The 23,375-nt window shown below is 57.0% G+C and carries 23 protein-coding genes; 18 read left to right on the top strand and 5 right to left on the bottom strand.

The features are described 5' to 3' along the window. Positions 1-34 precede the first annotated feature (34 nt). From J8I82_RS25085 to J8I82_RS25105, 5 genes are all read left to right on the top strand, one after another. Positions 35-2,104, top strand: a complete 2,070-nt coding sequence (locus tag J8I82_RS25085) for an FUSC family protein (RefSeq protein WP_209761545.1) — start codon at positions 35-37, stop codon at positions 2,102-2,104. A 4-nt stretch (positions 2,105-2,108) separates the two neighbouring features. Further along, positions 2,109-2,318, top strand: a complete 210-nt coding sequence (locus J8I82_RS25090) for a DUF1656 domain-containing protein (protein WP_209761546.1) — start codon at positions 2,109-2,111, stop codon at positions 2,316-2,318. Continuing rightward, positions 2,315-3,232 carry an efflux RND transporter periplasmic adaptor subunit gene (locus J8I82_RS25095; protein WP_209761547.1) on the top strand — a complete coding sequence of 306 codons (918 nt, stop codon included), beginning with the start codon at positions 2,315-2,317 and terminating at the stop codon, positions 3,230-3,232. Before J8I82_RS25090 ends, J8I82_RS25095 begins: the two co-directional genes overlap by 4 nt. Continuing rightward, entirely contained in the window at positions 3,229-4,650 is a 1,422-nt protein-coding gene (locus J8I82_RS25100) for an efflux transporter outer membrane subunit (protein WP_245180079.1), read from the top strand. The genes J8I82_RS25095 and J8I82_RS25100 overlap by 4 nt, the downstream gene beginning before the upstream one ends. Positions 4,651-4,772: 122 nt before the next feature. After that, a complete protein-coding gene (locus tag J8I82_RS25105) occupies positions 4,773-5,438 on the top strand; it encodes a glutathione S-transferase family protein (RefSeq protein ID WP_209761548.1) in 666 nt (221 codons plus the stop codon). Between the two features lie 148 nt (positions 5,439-5,586). Here J8I82_RS25105 and J8I82_RS25110 read toward each other — a convergent pair whose 3' ends face one another. Beyond that, positions 5,587-6,330: a dienelactone hydrolase family protein gene (locus J8I82_RS25110; RefSeq protein WP_209761549.1), complete on the bottom strand. Its 744-nt coding sequence runs from the start codon at positions 6,328-6,330 to the stop codon at positions 5,587-5,589. 259 nt (positions 6,331-6,589) lie between these two features. On the opposite strand from J8I82_RS25110, the gene J8I82_RS25115 reads away from it, so the two are divergent. From J8I82_RS25115 to J8I82_RS25145, 7 genes are all read left to right on the top strand, one after another. Continuing rightward, the gene (locus J8I82_RS25115) at positions 6,590-7,900 is read left to right on the top strand and encodes an ABC transporter substrate-binding protein (protein WP_209761550.1); all 1,311 of its coding nucleotides are present in this window, start codon (positions 6,590-6,592) and stop codon (positions 7,898-7,900) included. 6 nt (positions 7,901-7,906) lie between these two features. Continuing rightward, the gene (locus J8I82_RS25120) at positions 7,907-8,092 is read left to right on the top strand and encodes a hypothetical protein (RefSeq protein WP_209761551.1); all 186 of its coding nucleotides are present in this window, start codon (positions 7,907-7,909) and stop codon (positions 8,090-8,092) included. Between the two features lie 46 nt (positions 8,093-8,138). After that, positions 8,139-9,734: an AMP-binding protein gene (locus J8I82_RS25125; RefSeq protein ID WP_209761552.1), complete on the top strand. Its 1,596-nt coding sequence runs from the start codon at positions 8,139-8,141 to the stop codon at positions 9,732-9,734. Continuing rightward, positions 9,731-10,897, top strand: coding sequence for an acyl-CoA dehydrogenase family protein (locus tag J8I82_RS25130; protein WP_209761553.1), 1,167 nt, complete (start codon positions 9,731-9,733; stop codon positions 10,895-10,897). Before J8I82_RS25125 ends, J8I82_RS25130 begins: the two co-directional genes overlap by 4 nt. Positions 10,898-10,941: 44 nt before the next feature. Continuing rightward, positions 10,942-11,682: an SDR family NAD(P)-dependent oxidoreductase gene (locus J8I82_RS25135; RefSeq protein WP_245180098.1), complete on the top strand. Its 741-nt coding sequence runs from the start codon at positions 10,942-10,944 to the stop codon at positions 11,680-11,682. A gap of 9 nt (positions 11,683-11,691) precedes the next feature. Beyond that, positions 11,692-12,522, top strand: coding sequence for an IclR family transcriptional regulator (locus tag J8I82_RS39660; RefSeq protein WP_209761554.1), 831 nt, complete (start codon positions 11,692-11,694; stop codon positions 12,520-12,522). Positions 12,523-12,591: 69 nt separating this feature from the next. Continuing rightward, entirely contained in the window at positions 12,592-13,623 is a 1,032-nt protein-coding gene (locus J8I82_RS25145) for a Bug family tripartite tricarboxylate transporter substrate binding protein (protein ID WP_209761555.1), read from the top strand. Positions 13,624-13,650: 27 nt separating this feature from the next. Here J8I82_RS25145 and J8I82_RS25150 read toward each other — a convergent pair whose 3' ends face one another. Beyond that, positions 13,651-14,439 carry an IclR family transcriptional regulator gene (locus J8I82_RS25150; protein ID WP_209761556.1) on the bottom strand — a complete coding sequence of 263 codons (789 nt, stop codon included), beginning with the start codon at positions 14,437-14,439 and terminating at the stop codon, positions 13,651-13,653. Between the two features lie 327 nt (positions 14,440-14,766). Between J8I82_RS25150 and J8I82_RS25155 the strand changes: the two genes are divergently transcribed. From J8I82_RS25155 to J8I82_RS25170, 4 genes are all read left to right on the top strand, one after another. Beyond that, entirely contained in the window at positions 14,767-15,945 is a 1,179-nt protein-coding gene (locus tag J8I82_RS25155; RefSeq protein ID WP_209761557.1) for a thiolase family protein, read from the top strand. A 69-nt stretch (positions 15,946-16,014) separates the two neighbouring features. Next, positions 16,015-16,779 carry an SDR family NAD(P)-dependent oxidoreductase gene (locus J8I82_RS25160; protein ID WP_209761558.1) on the top strand — a complete coding sequence of 255 codons (765 nt, stop codon included), beginning with the start codon at positions 16,015-16,017 and terminating at the stop codon, positions 16,777-16,779. 38 nt (positions 16,780-16,817) lie between these two features. Beyond that, positions 16,818-17,585 carry a crotonase/enoyl-CoA hydratase family protein gene (locus J8I82_RS25165; protein WP_209761559.1) on the top strand — a complete coding sequence of 256 codons (768 nt, stop codon included), beginning with the start codon at positions 16,818-16,820 and terminating at the stop codon, positions 17,583-17,585. Between the two features lie 180 nt (positions 17,586-17,765). Further along, positions 17,766-18,905 carry a CaiB/BaiF CoA transferase family protein gene (locus J8I82_RS25170; RefSeq protein ID WP_209761560.1) on the top strand — a complete coding sequence of 380 codons (1,140 nt, stop codon included), beginning with the start codon at positions 17,766-17,768 and terminating at the stop codon, positions 18,903-18,905. Between the two features lie 272 nt (positions 18,906-19,177). On the opposite strand, the gene J8I82_RS25175 is transcribed toward J8I82_RS25170, so the two are convergent. The 3 genes from J8I82_RS25175 to J8I82_RS25185 are packed head-to-tail and all read right to left on the bottom strand — an operon-like array spanning position 19,178 to position 21,258. Continuing rightward, the gene (locus J8I82_RS25175) at positions 19,178-19,576 is read right to left on the bottom strand and encodes a Zn-ribbon domain-containing OB-fold protein (RefSeq protein WP_209761561.1); all 399 of its coding nucleotides are present in this window, start codon (positions 19,574-19,576) and stop codon (positions 19,178-19,180) included. A 16-nt stretch (positions 19,577-19,592) separates the two neighbouring features. Further along, positions 19,593-20,759: a thiolase family protein gene (locus J8I82_RS25180; RefSeq protein WP_209761562.1), complete on the bottom strand. Its 1,167-nt coding sequence runs from the start codon at positions 20,757-20,759 to the stop codon at positions 19,593-19,595. A 40-nt stretch (positions 20,760-20,799) separates the two neighbouring features. Then, a complete protein-coding gene (locus J8I82_RS25185) occupies positions 20,800-21,258 on the bottom strand; it encodes a MaoC family dehydratase (RefSeq protein WP_209761563.1) in 459 nt (152 codons plus the stop codon). 256 nt (positions 21,259-21,514) lie between these two features. Here J8I82_RS25185 and J8I82_RS25190 point away from each other — a divergent pair, with 256 nt between their 5' ends. Both J8I82_RS25190 and J8I82_RS25195 read left to right on the top strand, forming a co-directional pair. Next, complete coding sequence (locus J8I82_RS25190; RefSeq protein WP_209761564.1) at positions 21,515-22,429, top strand: LysR family transcriptional regulator; 915 nt, start codon at positions 21,515-21,517, stop codon at positions 22,427-22,429. A gap of 415 nt (positions 22,430-22,844) precedes the next feature. Continuing rightward, on the top strand, positions 22,845-23,174 hold the full coding sequence (locus J8I82_RS25195) for a hypothetical protein (RefSeq protein WP_209761565.1): 330 nt from the start codon (positions 22,845-22,847) through the stop codon (positions 23,172-23,174). The last annotated feature ends 201 nt before the right edge of the window (positions 23,175-23,375 follow it).

The raw sequence follows: 23,375 nt of genomic DNA on the forward strand, positions 1-23,375 counted from the left end.
CGTGGGCCATTGAATGACTACAGCAAGCTAGGCCATGAATCCTCCGAATTGGCGCGAGTGGTTATACTCAGCCAAAACACTCTTCGCCGCGATGCTCGCGCTCTATGTCGCGCTCGAGCTCTCGCTCCCCAATCCCTATTGGGCAGTTGCATCCGTCTATCTGGTGTCCAACCCTCTTTCTGGCGCCACCAGTTCCAGATCGGCTTATAGAATCTGCGGGACACTCCTTGGCGCCGTAGCAGCGGTGGCGTTGATTCAGGCGTGCCCGGATGTCCCTATGTTGCTGACGGTGGTTATCGCCTGCTGGACAGGTAGCCTGCTATACCTGTCTTTGCTAGATCGAACGCCGCGAAGTTATGTATTTATGTTGGCGGCATATACGACTCCGATCATCGGCATCCCCGCTTTCATGCATCCGGAGATAGTCTTCGACATCGCATTGGCTCGTTCAGAGGAAATCCTACTAGGCATCGTTTGCGCCACAGTCGTCAATACATCCCTGTTTCCAACCCGCATCTCTCCTATTCTCGGCTCACAGATGCGAACCATGTTGAAGGATGCGGCAGACTGGGCGCGAGAATTCCTCGATATTCGTCGAGCGCACCCGACGTTGACCCCTGTGCGTCATCGATTGATGGCAGATGTAGCAGCTATTGATGTGCTAATCACCCACCTATCTTTCGACCCTGGCACCAACGTACAAGCCGAACACGCCCGTCAAATGCGCCTAAGAATGGCCATGTTGATTCCTCAGCTAACAGCCTTGTTCGATCCCCTGTTTATTCTCGTACAAAAAAATTGCGATGGATCTGAAGACATAGCCTCGCTGGTCGCAAGCGTAGTGCAATGGATTCACGATATCGACCGTGGGAACGCCCATTCCCACAAAGATTTGCACGAAAAAATTGAGCAGTTCAGATCCGCACTCCCCCTTCCGCACTCGGTCGAAGAACTGTTGATATACAACGCGCTATACAGACTTGATGAGCTGGTTGATCTTTGGAAAGACTGCTGGGAGCTGCAGAACGCATATGCCGGCAACGACCCGGTTCACCACGATACTTTGCGCTACAAGACGCACAAGCTGCTCAGCGAAGCACGTCATAGTGACTATGGATTGATGGCGTTCTCCGCCATCTCCGCAGCCGTGGCAACTGCGATAGCCATTCTGTGCTGGCTGAATCTCGGCTGGGAGTCGGGCGCTGGCGGCGTCGTATCCGTCGCAATTGTCTGCTGCTTCTTTGCAGCTTCAGATGAGCCTATACCGCTGTTGAACAGCGTACTCTTTTTGGCGATCGCATCCAGCATCTTTTCGCTGGTCTACCTGTTTGCCATCCTCCCGGACATTCATACATTTGTCGGTCTGGCCTTGGTACTGGCTCCCCCGCTTCTCTTTGCCGCTGCCTTTACCGGCCGACCCCAGCACACAATGACGGTCGTATTGTTCTCCGCCCAAGCCATTACTAACCTGACTCTGCGAAGTTCCTATACAGCCGACTTCGAGAGTTTTGCCAACGCAAGTTTGGGAAATTTGCTTGGGGTGGTCTTTGCGCTGGTCTGGACTTTGGTCACTAAGCCATTCGGAGTTGAATTCGCGGCGCGCCGCCTTACTCGGGCGAATTGGCGCGACCTGGAAGCGCTGGCTTACGCGTCAAGTACCAAGGCCGTGTCTGACATCGCCGCCTTGACGCTAGATCGCGCCAGTCAGTTGCTACCTCGACTGGGGTTGATAGTGAATCAGAAATTCTCACCGGTCGATCCCGTGCGAGATATACGAATCTGTTTGTCCCTGATCGAACTACAGCAAATCCAGTTGCGGACAGAAGATCCTGCTGCTACTCAACTCGTCAATATCGTTCAGGGCGTTGGCGACTACTTTCGCCAATGCCGTGAGGAAGGACTGCCCTTAACGCCCCCTGTCTCGTTACGGCAGCGGATGGACGCGGTGATACCTACGCTTCTATCACGTGGTGAGAAGACCGGTCGCGACTGCGCTCTCGCTCTGAGCAACCTGTACTTGGCATTGTTTCCCGGACCGCAGGCGGACGAGGACGCCGCGAAAACTGTCCCTGTTTCTGACGTCCTCCAATCCAGCGTGGTCTGAGCAGATGTACGGCGAATTTAATCTCTACGGCGTCTTCATTCCCACCCTACTCGGCCTCATGCTTCTGGCTTATGCCCTGAAAGGCGCGCTGCGCTCGTGGCTGACCAGGACCGGCCTTTATCGCTGGATTTGGCACCCAGCGCTGTTCAACCTAGCCATGTACATTGCCGTGCTCGGCATGCTCATTTCTCTTATGCATTGGATGCAATCGTGAAGAATGTCTTGAGGTCGCAAGGACCGATCGTGTTCACCCTGCTTGCCGTAGCGGTCTCCCTTGTCGTGCTCAAGCATGTGTGGAGCTACTATTACGACGACCCATGGACCCGCGATGCGCGCATCCGTGCGGATGTGGTGCAAGTAGCGCCGGATGTGACGGGTCCAATCACTGAGGTCAAAGTCGACGACAACCAACTGGTGCGACGCGGCCAGCCGCTGTTCGTGATCGACCAGGCTCGCTTTATGATAGCCCTGAAGCAGGCGGAGGCGACGTTGCTCGAACGTCGTACCAGCCTAGTGCAGCTGCGCCGCGCGGCTGCACGTAACCACCAGTTGCGGGAGCTGGTAGCGCAGGAAGTGGTGGAGGAAGGCCAGTCAAAGGTGGAACAAGCGCAGGCCGCCCTGACCATCGCCGAGTCGGCGGTCGGCATTGCCCGGCTCAACCTGGAACGCACCACCGTGTACAGTCCAGTCGACGGCTTCCTCAACGACCGATCTGTGCGCGTGGGCGATTACGTCACGGCGGGTAGGCCGGTGCTCTCAGTGGTCGACTCAGGTTCGTTCTATGTTGACAGCTATTTCGAGGAGACCAAGCTACGTAGCGTGCAAGTGGGGCGGCCGGTACGCATCCACGTGATGGGCGAAGAGCAGGTGCTACACGGTCATGTGCGCAGCATTGCAGCCGCTATTGAAGACCGAGACCGTTCCTCCGGTCCTAACCTGCTACCGAGTATCAATCCGACGTTCAACTGGATACGGCTGGCTCAGCGCATCCCGGTGCGTATCGCGATCGATCAGCCTCCACCCGAGATGCGACTGACCGCAGGTCGCACCGCTAGCGTGACTATCCTCGCCACGGCGGCAGCCGTGGCGACTGACACCCATGTCGAGCCGATTCGGAGCAAACCTTGAAGAGGCTGTGCAAAATCTCGTTGGGTGCGGCAATGTGCTCGCTGTCCGCCTGCATGACCGTCGGTCCAGACTACCGCGTACCTGACAAGGCCTTGGTCAACCTGCCAAAAGCCCAGGCAGCGTTCGTCGACATAGATGGCGCCAAGGGCGTCGATGCAGGTCATACAGTGGCAGACGACTGGTGGAAGCTCTATGACGACCCACTGCTCAGCCAGTTGATTAGCCAGGCGCTGGCCACGAACGCTGGCCTGCGCACAGCCAATGCTAATTTGAGCCGAGCCAATGCCATATATGACCAAGCCAAACATGCCGGCGGCTTCGGCTATCACGCCGTGGCTGCCGTGCAGCGTGCGCAGCTCTCGGCCGAGACTTTTCTATTATCTGAGAAGCTACCGGTCGTCAATCTCGCCGACGCAGCGCTTAGCGCCTCTTATGAAGTCGATCTGTTTGGCAAGTTTAGACGTTCCGCCGAAGCAGCTCTCGCCGACACCCAGGCAAGCGAGGCCGCGCTGGATCTGGCGCGTATGCATGTAGTTGCCGAAGTCGCTCGCACCTATATGGACAGTTGCCACGCAACCCATGAGCTGAGTATTGCTCAGCGCTCGCTGGATCTGCAACTGCGCGTCGCGAATCTAACGCAACGCCTACACAGCACGGGCCGTGGCGCCCCTACAGACCTGAGCCGCGCTAAGGCCCAGGCAGACTTGCTGAGGGCCCGTCTGCCACTGCTGCGCGCCCGCAAAAAGAACGCGCAGTATGCGCTGTCGGCACTGCTCGGACATACGCCGGGCGATCTTCCCAGTGGCGTCGATCATTGCGGGGAAGCGCCAGTGCTTGGGCGACCGATCCCACTGGGCGATGGCATGGCCCTCTTGCAACGGCGACCCGACGTCCGCGCAGCCGAGCGAAGGCTGGCTGGTGCCACCGCCCGTATTGGCGTAGCTACCGCCGAGCTATATCCGGATGTGAAGTTGGGTGCCTCGGTTGGAGCCGCCGGCCTGCTTGACGGCTTCGGCAAGGCACCAACGCGAGAGTGGTCGTTCGGCCCGCTGATCTCGTGGACTTTTCCCACCCGCGGTGCCCAGGCCCGTTTGCGTGCCACCGAAGCAGGCGCCGATGCTGCTCTAGCGCAGTTTGACCAAACTGTCTTGAATGCGCTGCGCGACACCCAAACCGCACTAAACAACTATGCGCAGAGACTCGACCATCAGGCCGCGTTGCGGGCTGCACTTGCAGAAGCCCGCAATGCCGCTGAGCAAAACCGTGCGCTATTCCGTGGCGGTCGCGTGCCTTACCTGACCAGCCTGGATGCTGATCGCACTCTAGCCTCTGCCGAGGCAGCGGTAGCCGACACCGACGCGCAGATCTCGCTGGACCAGATTAACCTATTTCTCGCCCTTGGAGGCAGCTGGAAATAGTAGGCACGCTCCGCTGAAGGAAATGCTCAATCCGGATTGGCAATTCGTCTGATCCCCTGCCCCCTTAAATACATCCGTGCAATCCGGCATCCCCAGATGCCAACAACCAGCAGAGAACAACCATGATTCTTTATGACGCAAACGCCCCCGGCCCCAATCCCGTAACCGTTAGGCTTTTCGTCCTTGAGCGCGGTGGCCTTAATTTGGATGTAGAAACCATCGACCTTGCCAATCTCGAAAACAGGGGCAAGACTTACAAGGATGAGATCAACGCGCGCGGCGAGGTACCTGCATTGCGCCTCGATGACGGCCGCGTCCTAACAGAAATCACTGCCATCTGTGAGTACCTTGACGAGGTAGCCAAGGGGGGCCGGTCACTACTCGGGGAGACAGCCGAAGAGCGAGCCCTAACACGGATGTGGACCCGGCGCGTCGACCTCGAGATTGCAGAGCCGATAACCACCTGGTGGCGAGGCACTGACGATGCAGCCGCCTTCTATCGTGGTCACCGGGTGCTGATGCCCGAGGCTCAAACCTCGATGCGCAAGCTCGCTGAGCAGGGACTAGACCAACTCGATAGAGATCTCGCGGGGCGAGACTTTATCTGCGGCAACAATGTGATGTTGGCCGACATCCTGCTCTACGGCTTCATGGCGACCGTCGGCAGCGTGACGCCTTGGTCCAATCCACCAGAACGACTCAACATTCAAGCCTGGTTCAGGCGAATGAGCGAACGCGCCGCCATACAGCAAGCATTCCAGCCGTTCGACGGCCTGGTCAGCAGCTGATAAGCGGCGGCGCAGCACTCTGAGCTTCAAGTCTCGCCATTCAGTGCGGCGACGTTGGGTACGTCATAGAGATACGCTTGGGTACCTCGTGCGCTTCAGTGACGAACCTTCGTCTGCCGCTCCTGAATCATCAACGCCGATTATTCCTCTATAGATTCCTTTGGAACAGATCGAACAGTTGCTCCCAATGGCGCTCACAGGAAGCCTTTCGATAGGCGCGTCTAGCTGGAAAAGCAAATCCATGCTCCGCTTCCGAGTAAACTTCAACACCTCCTCGTACTTTCTTCTCCGCCAGCAAGTCCTTCACCGCATTGATTTCGGTGGCACTGATGTACTTATCGTGCTCGGCACACGCGAAGTACATCTCCCCTTTGATATCTCCCGCGAGTAGATGAGGCGAATCTGGCTTGTCGGTAATAAGGTGCACCCCATACATAGAAGCAGCAGCCGCAACGCGGTTGGGATAGGCGCCAGCCAAGCGAAAGACGAAGGGCCCGCTCATGCAGTATCCGATGATCGCAAGTGGACCTGGTCGGGCAATCGGATCACGGTCGAGGAAAGCAAATAGCGACTCAGTGTCCCGGGTCACCATCGAGTTCGTCAGCCCGTCAATCAATGACCATAGCATCCGAAATTTCTCGTCATACGCTGGATCTGTGATACGGGTGGGATCGATATCCACTGACCGATAGCGTCGATAGTACAGATTCGGCATTACGACGTAGTAGCCGACAGTGGCAATCCTACGGCACATGTCCGCCAATTCTTCCCGCACACCGATCGAGTCCATGTACATGACGACCACGGGGAACGGCCCCGGTCGGTCTGGATGATAGATGTAGGTGTTCATGACGCCGTCTGAAGTTTCGATGTCTACAACTCGCTCCTGCATGTTTGTCTCCTGTTCAAACTCTTTGCATTGAAGTTACCCATAATGCACTTGTTGCTGGACAATTTTTATGAGCCATCTGTCTCATTTTTCGACCAGTACAAACCATTATCTGGCGATTTGATCCTATCACATGGGTAAGATCTGTATTAGGATAAAACGGTAGATTCGAAATAGATCGCGTTTAGTTCACAAACGGTTCTTAAACACACTAAAAATGAGACGGTAGGTCCAACACATTGCGACCACCAAGGAGACAGCCATGAAGAAGGATCGGCCCAATCACAAAGTGTTCAATGGACCACAGCAAAGCGTCTTGCCAAATATCGTTCGCCCACTACGCAACCTACTTGGCACAGCCCTGACGGTCCTCGGCTTCTCGGCGTTTGCCCAAGGCACAGTCAGTGCGTCCGCCCCAGTTGCAATTTCGGATGACGTTGTCCGCATCGGATTGCTGCTTGACATGAGCGGTGTGTATGCCGACATCTCAGGCCGCGGCTCGGCGACGGCAGCCCAGATGGCTATCGAAGACTTCGGCGGGAAAGTGCTCGGAAAAAAAGTCGAACTCCTTGTCTATGATCACCAAAACAAGGCCGACAACGCTTCGGCCAAGGCGAGGCAATGGTTCGACAATGAAAAAGTTGACGCAATCCATGACGTCACCGGTTCCTCTTCATCGCTTGCGGTTCTCCAGATCGCGAAGGAAAAGCAGCGAATCTTAGTTCTCAACGGCCCCGCAACCGAGCGGTTTACAACCGATTTGTGTTCTACCGTCTCGGTTCACTATGCCTACGATTCCTACGTCCTAGCCAACACAGTCGCGCGCACCCTTGTCGCATCCGGAAAGAAAGACTGGTACTTCCTCACAGTTGACTACTCAGGTGGTTATGACCTGGAGAAGAATGCCGCTAGTGCCGTTCAACGTGGAGGCGGCAAGGTCCTAGGGTCGGTAAGGCACCCGTTGAATGCACCGGATTTTTCGTCCTTTATTCTTCAAGCGCAGACGAGCAAAGCCAGCGTGATTGGACTAGCGAACGCCGGCGGGGACACAATCAATGCCATCAAGGCTGCACGGAGTTTCGGGGTTGGCACCGGCAAGAACAGTCAGACACTGGCAGCGACGCTTTTATATATCAACGACGTCAATGCGCTCGGCTTGGCTGCAAGCCAGGGGATGATTCTTTCGGAGGGATTCTATTGGGACCTTACACCGGAGACGCGTGCATGGTCTCGCCGCTACTTCGAGCGGATGAAGCAGATGCCTAACATGAGCCAAGCCGGCGTCTACTCATCTGTCACGCACTATCTCAAGTCTATTGAAGCCGCACGTACCGATGAGACCACGGCGGTAATGAGGCAGATGCGAGCGCTGCCTATCAATGACTTCTTTGCTAAAAATGGGCGAATTCGTGAGGATGGTCGCATGGTTCATGACATGTACGTTTTCAAGGTCAAGTCACCGGCAGAATCGAAGTATCCGTGGGACTACTATTCGCTGGTCAGCACGGTGCCCGGCGACGCTGCGTTCAGGCCGATGGGCGAAGGAAGCTGCCCACTGCTCAAGAAGTCCTGAGCGACCATGAAAAATCGCCTCAGCATCCAGGCTTGGTTCGCCACGCAGATGGTTCGCATGGGCGATGATCTGGATCCCGACATGTCTCTGGACGTCAAAACAGTGATTCGGAGTTATCTCGCCGCAGAAAATGCGGCAGCCCGTTGTCGGAGACTTGATTCTGAGGCTCCAGCAATTCAGTCATTAATTTGATCCGACGATAGAAGTCCATTCAGTATTTATCGAGTAATAATCCGAGATGATTGAAGATACCTTATTCCACACCTTGGACACTGCACCCGTCGACTCCACCTGCGTCATTGTTGGAGCGACCAGTGTCACTTATGGAGAACTAAGAACCCAGGCGCTAGCGATTGCTGATGGACTGCGTAACGCGGGAATCCGACGGGGCGATACCGCGGCTCTGTGGATTCCGAATGTACCCGAGTGGCTCTCGATCGCTTATGCGTGTGCCAAGATTGGAGTTCGTATCCTTCCTCTCAACATGCGTTACGGGCCACGAGAGCTTGAGGACTTTCTGTCCCGCAGCCATGCGGAGGCGCTGTTCTATGTGCCAACGTATCGCGGCATCAATCACGAGGACTGCCTTCTGAAGCTCGACCCGCTCGCATTGCAGTCGATGAAAGTCGCGATATCGCTCGGGAGTGAATGTCAAGAACTAGCTCCTGGCGCGCAATCGCTTACCCTGACCTCATTGATGAGCCGTGTATCGGTGAATCCTGAGACCACGGAGGTGAGGCAAGCACAGGATCCCTTTGTTGTTTTCGCGTCCTCGGGAACGACCAGTAAGCCTAAACTCATTTGCCACCTGCAACAAAGCGTTAGTCGTCATGCCCGGGATGTCGACGCAGCGTTCGACATCGGGCCCGACTCGCGGCTCCTGCTTTCTGTGCCCTTTGGTGGCGCATTCGGTTTCACTATCGCCCAGGCTGCGCTGTCGGCCCATGCGACTCTTATCGTCCAAGAACAGTTCGACCCACGAGAGGCGGCACAATTGCTACAGCAGCATCGGGTAACCCATATGTTTGGTACCGACGATATGTTGGACAAGCTCTTGGATGCCGCGGGGAATGAAACAAGATTCCCTGACCTCAAGCTGTATGGACACGCAAACTTTACTCCCGCCCTTTCGGCGAGCCTCCCGGCGAAGGCGGCGGACAGAGAGATCTTTCTACGTGGCTGCTATGGGCTGAGCGAATCGATGGCGCTGTTTGCGTCCCAGCCTGCAGCCGAGCCGTTGGATAGACGCGCGATGTCGGGTGGACTGCCCACCTCTCCTCTTGGCAAAGTTCGCATTCGATCGCTGGAGAGCGGCGAGCTTGTAGCCGCAGGTGAGGCAGGCGAAATCGAGATTTACTCGCCGAATCTCACTGTTGGGTACCTCAATGATCCTGAGGCAACCTCCAAGGCCTTCCACCCGGACGGGTTTCTTCGCACCGGTGACCTGGGCTACCTGATGCCGGATGGGGGAGTAACCCTTCTCTCCCGCATTGGCGACATCCTCCGAATCGGCGGCTATCTCGTAAACCCCCTAGAAATTGAGGAGACTGTACTAGGGCTGGGTCATATAGCCGCCTGTCAAGTCGTTGCCGTTGATACCGCGGGAAGTGTCCGCCCTGTCGCATTTGTCATAGGTAAGTCAGGGTATGCGCACGATGAGGCTTCGATGATCGCCCTGTGCCGCGGAAGGCTAGCAACATACAAGACGCCTATCCGGATATTTGAGGTCGATTCCTTCCCTATCACGGAAAGCGCAAACGGTGGAAAAGTGAAAAAGAATATGTTGAAGGACCTAGCGCTGAGGCTGATGTCGGAGGAAAAGAGCCAATCATGAAGAATGCCCTGCAATGGAAACTGTGGAATCTCCCTTTCTTTGATGCCCGGCATGAGGAGATTGAATCAAGGATGACGGTGTGGCGCCAGAACTTTCCAGCTCTGGAAGCAGATATCGCGTCCCTAACGCTCGATGAACAATGTCGCGCCATCGCTCGCGCTCTGGGTGCCTCTGGGCTTCTGGCTTACGCCGTTCCCGACACAGGCCAAGGCCAGGTCGTAGACGTCCGGTCGGTCAGTGCCATTCGTGAAGCACTGGCCTACGACAGCGCCTTGGTAGATTTTGTCTTTGCCATGCAAGGCATCGGCTCCGCCGCCATCTGGCGCCATGGCAGCAGCGCAATGCAGGCGACCTATCTGGATGGCGCCCGACGAGGAACCCGTATTGCAGCCTTCGCGATGTCAGAGCCCGATGGTAGCTCTGACGTCGCCTCTTTGAGCACGACTGCTCGGCGAGAGGGGGAGCACTACGTCATTGATGGCGTGAAGACCTGGATATCGAATGGGGGGATAGCGGACCAGTACATCGTTATCGCGCGAACCGAAGACGTGCCGGGAAGTAAAGGCCTTTCAGCCTTGCTCGTCGACGCCGACACACCAGGGCTTTCCATCGAATCTCGTATCGACATCATCTCCCCGCATCCGCTTGCGACGCTGCGCTTCAATGGATGCAGAGTATCTGCCGAACGATTGCTAGGCGAGCCGGGTTCCGGCTTCAAGCTGGCGATGGGGACGCTTGACATCTTTCGGACCTCCGTTGGGGCAGCCGCGGTGGGCATCGCCCGTCGAGCATTGGACGAAACCCTGGATCGCGTGCGCTCAAGAAAGATTTTTGGCGTCCAGATGTCCGACATGGACACGGTGCGCATGAAGATTGCCGATATGACGCTCGACTTGGAGGCTGCCGCCATGTTGGTCTATCGCGCGGCTTGGCTAAAGGACACGACAGACAAGCCGGTGACGCGGGAGGTAGCGCTAGCCAAGCTCGGTGCCACGGAAGCCGCCCAAAGGGTTGTGGACTCCGCGGTCCAGCTCTTCGGTGGCACAGGGGTCACTGTGGGCTCGGTTATTGAACGCCTCTATCGTGACGTCAGGCCAATGCGGATCTACGAGGGTGCCTCCGAGATTCAGAAGCTCATCATCGGAAAGCGCATGCTGTCATGAACTTGAACTGAACCGAACCACGCTTACACAAAAGAGGAGAGATGATGACGAATGTAACGATCGCCGGGGAACGTGTGCTGGTAACAGGCGCGAGTAGGGGCATCGGACGCGCGGTAATGCGTAGGCTGGCCGCTGACGGCTATAGCGTTGTTGGGCTGGCACGTAACCGTCCTGACGATTTGCAATCCCATGAGGAATTTCACTGCGTCGATCTTTCGGACCCTGAGGGTACCCGCAAACTCGTGTCGGAGCTTGCGGCTGAGAGGCCGTTCTACGGTCTGATCAACAACGCCGCGATGGCCCCTACGACCTCTCTGGACGATTGCACCATCGAAGATATGATCGTGGCAGCAAAGCTAAATCTCCACGCCACTTTAATTTGCACTCAGGCCGTCGTGCCAGGCATGCGCGCCACGCAACGCGGACGCATTGTAAATCTCTCATCTCGCGCGGCGCTCGGAAAAGTAAATCGCACGGCGTACAGTGCCTCAAAAGCGGGTGTCGTCGGTATGAGCCGGACTGCCGCTCTGGAACTCGCGGAGCACAACATTACTGTCAATGTGATTGCTCCCGGCCCGATTGCTACTGAGCTCTTCCGGACTGCAAGTCGCCCCGACGACCCGCGTACAAAGGCTTTGGTCGCGGCAGTACCTCTGCAACGAGTAGGGGAGCCCGAAGAGATTGCTCATGCAGTGGCGTTTTTGCTCGACCCGCGCGGCGGCTTCATGACTGGGCAAACTTTGTACATCGATGGCGGCCTTACCGTCAGCATGGTCCACCTGTAATCCCAAATTATGGCCGCCATCTCTCTACAGCCCGATTCGTCCTCGAAGGCGGCCATTTCCGCCTCAAAGGAAGAAGTCCCAAGCAACGCTCTTGCTCGGGGAATAAGAATTCTTCAGTGCTTCACAGCCGAGGAACATGACTTAAGCGGCAAGGATATAGTACAGAGATCCATGCTTCCAAAGCCCACAGCGTTCCGCCTAATGGCAACGTTGCGTGATCTTGGCCTATTGCACTACTCGGAGCGCCGCAACCGATACACTCTGGCACCAGGCGTACTGCAACTATCTGCACCTTTATTGTCCGGGATGACGATTAGATCGATCGCGCGGCCGCTGATGCAGGAGCTTGCCGACGCTGTGGACGGTCAGATTTCCCTCGCTGCAAGCACTCACGACATGGATCTCATATATGTAGAGACCGTGCAAGGACGTGAAAACTCAGTTTTTAGGCCGGAAATCGGCACTACCGTGTCTCTTACCAGAGCGGCTACGGGACGAGCATTCTTGAGCCTCCTCCCTGAGGATCAGTACAACGCAATCCTTAGCCGCTTGCGTGTTGAACACCCAGAACGTCGCTCCTGGTTCGACGACAAGATGCATCAGACACGGACCGATCTGGCGGAGCTAGGGTATTGCCGCAATCAGGGAGAGCTTCATCACAACACTGTGGGAGTCGCAGTACCTGTACGTGCGATTATCAATGACCGCCGTTTTATTTTTGGTTGCACGATTCCCGCGTACAGATTGAGCAGCGAGCCAACGTTGCTTAGCGACTTGGGCATGCGGCTTTCGACGCTCGTCCACAACGTGGAAGTCGCACTAGGTGCGCCCCGTGGATAGCGGGATTTGCCGTTGAAGCGTACTTAGAAAATCTGAGCCACAGTAAAAATAAGGACTCAAGGAGAGACAATGTTTTCGCCGATTCGCATCCTGCAATTTTCCGCTCTGCTCAACCGTCACCGCCGGAAATTACTCCAGACAGCTTTGACCACCACGCTCGTTAGTATGACCGCTGGAATCAGCTCTCCGGCTTTTGCGGCGTACCCCGACAGGCCGATTGTAATAGTAGTACCCTTCTCAGCAGGTGGCTCCACGGACGTACTGGCAAGGCTATTGGCACGGCCAATGCAAGAAATGCTGAAACAGCCAGTTGTAGTGGAAAATCGCGTCGGCGCTGCCGGGGCTATTGGTGCCGCATTTGTCGCGAAGTCGAACCCAGACGGCTATACCGTGCTTTTCGGAGGTGTAGGGACGAACATTCTGAATTCGCTCACGATTCCGGAGACTCCTTACAATCCACAAAGGGATTTTGCGGCTGTGGGAAAAGTATGTACGGTCGACTATGTGCTGGTCGTAAAGGCGGACAGCCCATTCAAATCACTCTCTGATGTCATCGCAAAGGCTAAGGCGGAAAAGGATTCTGTCTCGTACATGTCAACGGGGAACAAAGGGCCGCTTCATCTGGGAATGGCGTACCTAAGCAAGATGGCGGGTGTGAGCTTGGTACATGCGCCATACAAAGGAGAGTCTGCGGCATTGCCCGATGTTCTCGCCGGTCGCGTCGATATTGGAATCATGACGGTACCTTTTACGACCCCATTGATTCGAGAAGGCAAGCTTCGCGCTATCGCAAGCGTCGGCAATAAGCGGTCTGCGCTGTTACCGCAAGTTCCTACCGTTGCAGAGTCTGGATTTCCGACCTATGCCCTACCAATTTGGATTGGGCTTTCCGTTCCCGCAGCAACGGCGAAAGAACGAATTGACCTTCTCAATCGCGCACTGCATCACGCTCTTTCTGACAGCGACGTCAAGTCGCGGATGTCGGCATTGGGCGTATCGCCTGTGGGTAGTTCACCCTCAGAGTTTTCAGCATTCCAGGACCGCGAGCGTGAACGCTGGTTGCTCATGATCAAGGAATCTGGGACAGCGCTTGACAAGTGAAGCCGGGGCCCAGCGCAGTCCCCCGTCTCAACTTACCCCACCGATCGACGCCTCCACGTTGCGCACCAATGAAACCAATCGGGGGCCGACGTCCTCAACTAGTGCCTTACTCTGAGGGCTAAAGACTGGAACCGATGCTGAGAAAATCCAAGACTCTTCGTCTCGACGCCATCGCATGGGAACGGCAATCACTTCGATCTCCCGGTGAAGGTCGCGGTGTCCTCGGCAGAAACCATGTTCAGCGATATCTTGACGTGCGTCTTCCAACCTTTCCAGCAACCATTCTTCTCTTCCAGGATGTCGCTCACGGAACTTCTCTAGATAGTCGGCCAGGTCGTTCTCCGCAAAGGAACATAGGTAAGCGCGGCCTGAAGCCGTTCTCGATATGGAAACTGACATACCGACCTCAGGACGAAATACCTTACTGCCGGAGCCTTGAACGATGTCTGCGTAACTCAAAGTGTCCCGATAGCCGACGACAAGCTGCACCTGACCGCAGATGTGATTGGCCAGCTCCTCCATCATCGGTCTTGCCAGTTGCCTCACAGTCATACGAGCAAGCACCGGGGCAGCAAAGTTCAATAATCCGACGCCGCCGACATACTTTGACAAGCGCTCGGAATAATGAAGAAGGCCCAAGTCGCACAATGTCTCGAGGAGCCGAAACAGTGTTGGCTTCGGCAATCCGGTCAGTTCTATCAGTTCACGCACGCTCAGCTCCTGGCGCGTCGGCGTGAAGCATCGAACTATCGCGATGCCGCGTGCAAGAGCACTGACCAGTCTCCCATCGGTGTCCTGCTCGCCCTTTGCCTGCATATGAGTCACTTCCTTTATTTTGATACATCCGTCTCAGAAATTACATTAGATAGCCTTTACTTCTCCTCGTCAAGCACCGGGGGCATCATCCGTCATTTGAATGGTCTTCCGGTAGATTTTGTGAAGCTAACATCGATCACTCAATTCAATTTAACCATTATTCCTGATACGACCATCTCGTTTTAATCCAATAAACCATTAATCGATATCCATAGTCTGTCCTTTCATTTACTTCCAATAAAAAACACGCTATCGTTTAATGAGATGTGATGTCGCCATTTCGAGACATACGTATCATTCCTGCATAAATTCCAGCCGGAGACTCTAATGCAACAGGCGTTCATCGTCGATGCCATCCGCAGTCCTATGGGTAAAGCCAAACCAGGCGGTGCATATAGCGAAATGCACCCCGCTGAACTCTTGGCTCAACTGCTTACAGCACTCGTCCAACGTAACCGCTTGGATCCAGGCATGGTGGACGACGTCATTACGGGTTGCGTCAGTCAAGTTGGCGAGCAGTCAGCAACGCCTGGTCGAATTGCTTGGCTGGCGGCGGGATTCCCGGAACATGTTCCCTCGACCACGATTGACCGGAAATGCGGTTCGAGCCAACAGGCTGTGCATTTCGCTGCACAGGGCATTATGGCAGGAGCCTATGACATCGTGATCGCTTGCGGTGTTGAGTCGATGAGCCGGATCCCGATGGGAAGTGCCCGCATGGGACAAGATCCATACGGACCGTTAGTAACGCAACGATACTCTCCCGGTCTCGTGTCGCAGGGGGTTGCAGCAGAGCTGGTCGCCGCGAAGTGGGGGCTAACCCAAAGCACGCTCGACGAATATTCCGCTCAGTCACACGCTCGAGCTCACTCCGCCCAGGCATCTGGAGCGTTTCGTCGCGAGATCGTACCGATCACAACACCACATGGCGCCATCGACTCAGACGAAACGATTCGTCCAGAGACTACAGCCCCAGCTCTGGGGCAGCTAAAGAGAGTTTTTCGCACCGACGAACTAGCCGAGCGCTTTCCCGAGCTGGATTGGCGCATCACTGCAGGCAACTCCTCACAAATGACCGACGGTGCAGCGGCCTTGCTGATCGTCAGTGAGCGCGCCGCGGAACGCCTTCAGCTTCGGCCTCGAGCACGTTTTGCTGCATTTGACGTTAGAGGCGATGACCCTCTTTTGATGCTTACGGCACCAATCCCAGCATCCAAGCGCGCCCTTGAAAAGGCCGGCTTGCGCATTTCTGATCTGTCGCACTACGAGGTCAATGAAGCGTTCGCGCCCGTGCCGCTAGCCTGGCAACACGACCTGGATGCTGATCCCTCCCTGCTCAACCCACGCGGCGGCGCAATTGCGCTAGGACATCCGCTGGGAGCGTCTGGCGCACGAATCATGACCACAATGCTCCACGCATTGGAGGACTGCGGTGGACGGTATGGCCTGCAGGCCATCTGTGAAGCCGGTGGTATGGCCAACGCAACCATCATTGAGAGACTTTGAACCACACTTAACGGTCCAACAAAAAGTCTGGACCGATCGACGACCTAACTCTCCTTCGAGGACATCAGAATGAAACTCGCAAACATGAGCGCTGTAGTGACCGGCGGTGGCTCCGGGCTTGGACTCGCAACCGCACGTCAACTCATAGACCGCGGTGTGCACGTCGTAATCTGCGACCTTTCGGAGGAACGCGGAGCCGCGGCTTTAGATGCGCTCGGGCCTCGAGCCAAGTTCGTAAAGGCCGATGTTTGCGACCCGGATGATATGAGCAAGGTGTTTGATGAGGCCGTAGCCTGCGGCGAATTCCGAGCCCTCGTACATTGCGCAGGTTTGGGAGGACCGGTTCGCCTAGTGGAGAAAGATGGTACGCCTGGATCGCTGGAGAAGTTCGAGTCGATCGTGCGGATCAACCTTATCGGAACGTTCAATTCGTTGCGGCTGGCGGCAGCACGGATGGCCAAGAATGAGCCAATTGACGGCGAACGCGGAGCATGCGTTCTTACGGCTTCAGTGGCGGCCTTTGAAGGGCAGATCGGTCAGATTCCTTATGCATCTGCCAAAGCCGGGGTTGTTGGGATGACCTTGGTCGCTGCTCGAGACCTCGCCCAGAGAATGATTCGTGTCTGCACCATTGCACCGGGTCTCTTCGACACCCCTCTGCTTGCGCGGCTGCCGGAAAACGTGAAGGCCTCCCTGGGCGCCTCAGTGCCACATCCCGCGCGACTCGGGACACCCGACGAATTCGCATTGATGGCACTTCATATTCTCGAGAATCCCATGCTTAACGGTGAAACGATTCGTCTCGACGGTGCCATTCGCATGACCCCTCGCTAACCCGTTGAACGCTGACCTTCCTTACATTATCCATCACTATGACGTCAGAACTATTGAAAGAGCAGCGGGGCAACGTTTTTGTGCTCACGCTGAACCGGCCTCACGCACGCAATGCAATGAACTACGAACTTGCACTTGCGCTGTCGGAGACCATTGACGAGTTTGAAAGAAACGATGACCTTCGTGTGTGTGTCATCACTGGAGCGGCAGGAACCTTCTGCACCGGGATGGATTTGAAGGGATTTTCCCAAGGTGCCCCCCGACCCAACATCCCTGGTCGCGGCTTCGGCGGTATCACTGAAACGCCCCCCAAGAAGGTCATGATTGCCGCAATCGAAGGCTATGCACTCGCAGGGGGATTCGAACTTGCCTTGGCATGCGACCTTCTCGTGGCGGCTGACGACGCAAAATTCGGTCTTCCTGAAGTCAAACGCGGACTCGCGGCATCGGCCGGTGGCCTCCTTAGGCTCGCCAACCGTATTCCCCACCACGTGGCCATGGAATATGCACTTACCGGCGATATGCTAACGGCAGCTCGCGCGTATGAACTGGGGCTTCTGAACCGCGTAACAGGTCGCGGTGCCGCGCTCGAAGTTGCGCTGACACTTGCGGCAACTATCACCCAAAACGGTCCCCTCTCGGTAGCTGCGAGCAAGCGAGTGATGATCGAATCCCGTGATTGGAAGCGGCAGGAGATGTTCGAGAATCAAAAGCACATTCTGTCGCCTATCTTCGACTCCAAGGATGCAAGAGAAGGCGCGTTGGCATTCACCGAAAAACGATTGCCGGTCTGGACTGGAACGTAATTCGCAGCATCAAGGACGGCTACAGACACACCCCCGGCAGCCCGACGATAGCGGGCCTGCCGTATAGCCGAGTAGCTGGCATGTCCGCGCTTCAATCCACGCGTGCGTTTCACCGTGATGGACTCGGTTTTTTTCCTGGGTCCGAACGCCGTGCTCCCCCCTTTACTCAGGCGCATAATAATGAGCGGCCCGCTGACAGGACTGAAGATTGTCGAGTTCGCTGGACTTGGTCCGGCGCCTTTTTGCGCCATGATGTTCGCTGACATGGGCGCTGAAGTTGTTCGCATCGAAAAGCCACCTCTAGACACGCCCTCCGCTACGGGTGGCAACGAGGAGTGCATTGAACGTGGACGAAAGTCCATCGCGCTAGATCTTAAGTCGCCAGAAGCGACCGACATTGTGCTGAGAATCCTGGACGATGCGGACGGGCTAATTGAAGGCTTTCGACCGGGGGTGATGGAGCGGCTCGGATTAGGTCCCGAAGTCTGCCTTGCGAGAAATCCGCGCCTCGTTTTCGGTAGAATGACTGGTTGGGGGCAGACGGGTCCGCTTGCCAAAGCGGCAGGCCACGACCTCAATTACATTGCCTTGTCTGGGGCCCTACACGCGATGGGCCAGGCGAGCCAACCGCCGAGTCCGCCTCTGCATCTCGTCGGAGACCTCGGTGGAGGCGCCATGATGCTAGCGTTCGGCATGATGTGCGCTCTATTTCATGCGAGGCAATCTGGCCGCGGTCAGGTAATTGACGCAGCAATTTGCGATGGAACAGCACTGCTTAGTACGCTGTATTACGGCATGCGGCAGATGGGGCGTTGGTCAAACACGCGGGAATCAAATCTCCTTGACGGTGGAGCACATTTCTACCGCTGTTACCGATGTGCAGACGATAAGTTCATCTCGATCGGTGCAATCGAGCCCCAGTTCTATCGCCAGTTGTTGGAGTTATGCGGAATCAAGGACCCAGAATTCGATTCGCAATTGGACCTCACTGCTTGGCCCTCTTTAAACGAGAAACTTTCCGCGCTCTTTGCCTCACTAACGAGAGCCGAATGGACTCAGCTGCTTGAAGGAACAGATGTTTGCTTCGCCCCAGTGCTCGATTTCGATGAGGCGCCGCTGCACCCTCACTATGCTGCGCGCGGTACCTTCATGAAATCGGGAGAGTCCGTCGTGCCTGCTCCGGCTCCAAGGCTAAGTCTGACACCGGCTGTTGCAGGCTCCATCACACGGCCAGGAGAGCACGCGGAAGTCATCCTCCGGTCGCTCGGTCTCTCTGAAAAGGACATTGCAGGACTCCGCAGTTCCGGCGCGCTCAGATGATTCAGTGTTCATTCTTCGCTCCTGCTCCTCCGCGGCGTACTCGTACGAAATGCATAGGGCGCGGGACGGAGGATGCAGACCGACATGCAGGACTCAAAGGTATCCCGCAGAATGTGGAAAGTTTGCACAACCTGAATTGAGGTCTCACGCTGAGAAGCAGGCCTAGCAGCCTAGTGGGGCGCGACGCCCGTTCTCATCAGGTGTTCGCCCTGGGCGCCCAGGGCGAGATAGCGGGCGCATGTGCGCCCGTCTTTCAATCGCCGCTGTGACCGTTACGCCAGCGCAAACACCGGCACCGGCGCGCCATCCATACTGGGCGCGAACTTGACCATAACGTTCTGGCCAATACGAATCTCGTCTAGGTCGCAATCGACGATATGAGTCATCATGGTCACGCCCTCCTCCAGCTTCACATACGCAATGCAGTATGGCTGTGGGCCGGCCTTGCGCGTAACGCTGTACGAGTAGATGGTGCCGCGGCCGCTGGCGTCCCTCCAAACGGTGTCGCCCAAGCAGAACGGGCAAAGCGAGCGCGGGTACCAGTGCAATTTGCCACAGGACTGGCATTGCTTAACCAGAAGCCGGCCTTCGCGGGCGGCTTGCCAAAACTCAACGTTGTCCGGCTGTTGGTTCGGAGCCATGTAGGCCATAGGAGTGTATGGGGTGGTCATGTGTTGGTCCCGCTCATTACTCGCGTTCCAGAATTAGGGTGGCACTACCGAGACGGGAACCCAGGTACCCGCCGGTGCCTTGCGCCAGCGCCAGGTCGCAGTTCTGCACCTGTACCGCTGGATGGGCTTCACCGCGCAGCTGGCGCACCGCCTCGATCACCTTGGTGATGCCGCCGCGGTTGGCCGGATGGTTGTTGCACAGGCCGCCGCCGTCGGTGTTGAAGGGCAATTTGCCGACCCCCGCGATCAGATTTCCATCGGCGACAAACTTGCCTCCTTCCCCCTTCTTGCAGAATCCCAAGTCCTCCAATTGCATCAGCACGGTAATGGTGAAACTGTCGTAGATCGAGGCGTACTTGATGTCGGCCGGGGTAACGCCCGCTTCGGAGAATGCGGCCGCGCCGGAGAACTTTGCGCCGGACCAGCTCAAGTCGATCTCGCCGCCCAGTTGCCCCTTGATGTATTCGCCAGCGCCAAGGATCTTCACCTTTGGGCGCTTGAGCGTGGCAGCGATCTCCGGCCGCGCGACGATCAGCGCGCCGCCGCCGTCCGATACCACACAGCAGTCGAGCTTGTGCAGCGGGTCGGCGATCATGGGCGAGTTCAGTACATCTTCCACCGTGACCACGTTGCGTAGCATAGCGTGTGGATTGTGCTGCGCGTGGTGCGACGCGGCCACCTTGACCCAGGCCATCTGCTCGGGAGTGGTACCGTACTCGTACATATGGCGCATCGCCACCATCGCGTAAAGATTCACGGTGACCGGGTTGAACGGTGCCTCGAATGGTGCGTCGGGCAAGTTGGCGCCCCAACTGCGCGCCTGCGTCCCGCTAGAGCCCTCTGAGCGCGGGCGTCCAGCCAGCGTGATCAGTGCCACATTGCACTTGCCGGCGGCGATTGCCTGCGCCGCGTGCGAGACATGAACGAGGTAGGCAGCGCCACCGGTATCGGTCGAATCTACGTGGCGCACCTTCAGGCCGAGATAGTCGATCATGTTGATCGCGCCCATCCCGGGTGCGTCGCCGGCGCAGAAATAGCCATCCACGTCCGCGAGCGATAGGCCGGCATCGGCCAACGCGCCGCGCGCGCATTCCGCATGCAGTTGAGCCACGGACTTGTCCGGCGCCTTGCGGGTCGGATGCTCGTACGCCCCGACGATATATGCCTTGCCTTTGATACTCATGGAAGTTTCGACTCTTGCTAGGGGATTTACAAGGGGACGATCAGAACCGCATCTGCACAAGCCAAACGGCTACCATGGCCGGGCGCTCGCTGCCTTCGACCTGCATTTCCACCTTCCAGTGGCAACGCACTTCGCCGGGGCGAATATCGTCGATCTGTTGCAGGGTAAAGGCGCTGCGCACGCGCGCGCCGGCTGGCACAGGGCCGGTAAAGCGCAGCCGATCGAAGCCATAGTTCAGCCCGAACTTGCGGCTGGGGAACGAGAAGCACTGCGCGAACGCCCCAGACACCATCGACAAGATCAGGAAGCCGTGCGCGATGGTACAGCCGTAGGGCGATTCGGCAGCTGCGCGCGTCGGATCGACGTGAATCCACTGCCGATCATTGGTCAGCTCGGCAAAGGTGTCGATCGCATCCTGATCGACCGGGAAATAGTTACTCACGGTCGTCGACGCTGCACACAGCGTCCGCAAGTCATCAAGCGATGCAATGCTGTGCATGGGCATCCTGTCAGTTAGTTTCGGTGCATACGGGGCAGACTTGGACACCCCGGACCGCGGCACGCGCCCAGTGTCAAGCCTTGCGTATCTTCGTCGCGGGTATGTGCCGGTATCCGGGCGAGTGTAGCGATGGGGTGGAAGCAACGTCCAATATCTAATCCCACACGATTGATAAGCATTGAATATCGACGTCCAATCCGGTTGCCCCGCGAGACACCCCGCACTAAGATGTGGCTCTCCCCCTCCACTGCTCCCCATGGAACTGCGCCGCATTCGGCATTTCGTCGTCTTGGCCGAGACCCTCAATTTCCACCGCGCGGCCGAGCGCCTGCATGTCGCACAGCCGGCTCTGACGGTTTCGATCCAGAAGCTCGAGTCGGAACTGGACGCCAACCTATTCGTACGCGAAACACGTGGCGTCACACTGACCGCTTGCGGACGCGCCGTGTTGGCCCAAGCGCGGCGCGTCCTGTTCCACGCCGGCCAGTTTAGCGATCTGGTTCACGCAGCCAACAGCGGCATGGCTGGCACCTTGCGCGTGGGCTTTGTTGGCACCACTACCTCACACTTGTTGCCACGGCTTGTGACGCGCTTTCGTCAGGAATATCCCGGCGTCGAGTTGGTGCTGCGCGAAGCTACCTCAACACGCATCATGCAATGGCTGGGAGAAAAGGAGTTGGACGTCGGCCTAGTGCGTACGCCGGTGCTGGCGCCTGGCACCGCCGCGCTTGCACTGCTCGAGCGCGACCGCTTCGTGGCCGCACTGCCGCGCAGTCACCTCCTAGCCGACAAACCTGCGCTCACGCTCGCCGACCTAATGCAGGAACACTTTGTCATGTATGAGCAGGGCGAAGCCTCCGGCCTACGCAGCGCCGCGCTGTCGGCCTGCCAGATGGCAGGATTCCAGCCTCACATCACACAGGAGGCTACACAAGTTCAGACAGTACTGGCACTAGTCGAAAGCGGCCTAGGGGTGGCGCTCGTCCCATCGATCATGCAGCGCTTTGCCAATGACCGCATGGTATTCCGCCACCTAGCAGGCTATCCGGATAGCGCCGGCATCGGCTTAGCCCTTACGTGGCTACCGACTTACGACAGCCAAGTAACACGGCATTTCCGAGAGGTGGCGTCGTCCGAGTTCGCGCCGGAGGGGCTGGAAGCCGGAAAATAATGGCCTTCGCCTTCATCGCCAGCGATTGGCGTCGGCAGCTAACTTATCAATCCACTTGAGACAGCGAGCAGACGCTGGCGGCAAACGGCGCTGCGGCGTGACCAGGTCGTCTCCCGTGCAGCACCCGTCGGTTCCTGCACGATGTGCACCAAAGGCTGTCTTCCACAAGTGCTGCGGATAAAGACTTGATATCGAATCCCATATCGATCGGAGATAAATCAATATTGGATATTCTCATGCATTACCGGCTAAGCTCTGTCGTGAGAAAGCGCGGCTATCGATGATGACTCTAGCTGGCCGGAGAGCTGGCAAAAGAAAAATACCAAGTCTTACACGGTGGGAGCTGCAAACGACATGCCACCGATCCCGAGCTAGCTGCATCACTCAATCTAGGTAAAGCACACACGCGGCTCCCATGTATCAACCTCCCTCCGCCAAGCATTCCCTCAAAGCCGACCGGGCAGCTCTCCTGCAGGAAGTGCGCTCTCTCTCGAAAAAGATTCAGGGACGCTTGCCCAACTTCCGCAGCAGTGTCTTCGAGGAGGACGTCGAACAAACGATTGGGCAACTCGTGATGCAACGCCAGCGGCGCGATGCCATTTTGTTGCTGGCCAGCGCGACAGAGCTGGGACTACCTGTTTCCGACAAGACTGTACTGTGCTGCGCAGCAGCGCTCCGTGAGCTCGATAACCCGTCGCTCTCAACGCTGTTCTGGTCTGTCGTCCGGCGCAGGACAACAGTTTGACAGCTGTCCGGCTAGCGCCATAGTCGGACGCCGCGATGGCTGAGTGCTTGGAGCCCGCAGAGACGCCAGCGCCACCTGTAACTTCTGGACTCGCGTTACGCCGCATATCTAGCCAGGCAGCACCCCAATCCACCCAAGTTACTGTAAGCATCAACAAGCCTTATAAGCAGCATGTCGATGAGGCTTTGGGCGAGGCGGACG

This window comes from Cupriavidus consociatus (genome assembly GCF_017814975.1).
In the GTDB taxonomy this organism is placed as follows: domain Bacteria; phylum Pseudomonadota; class Gammaproteobacteria; order Burkholderiales; family Burkholderiaceae; genus Cupriavidus; species Cupriavidus consociatus.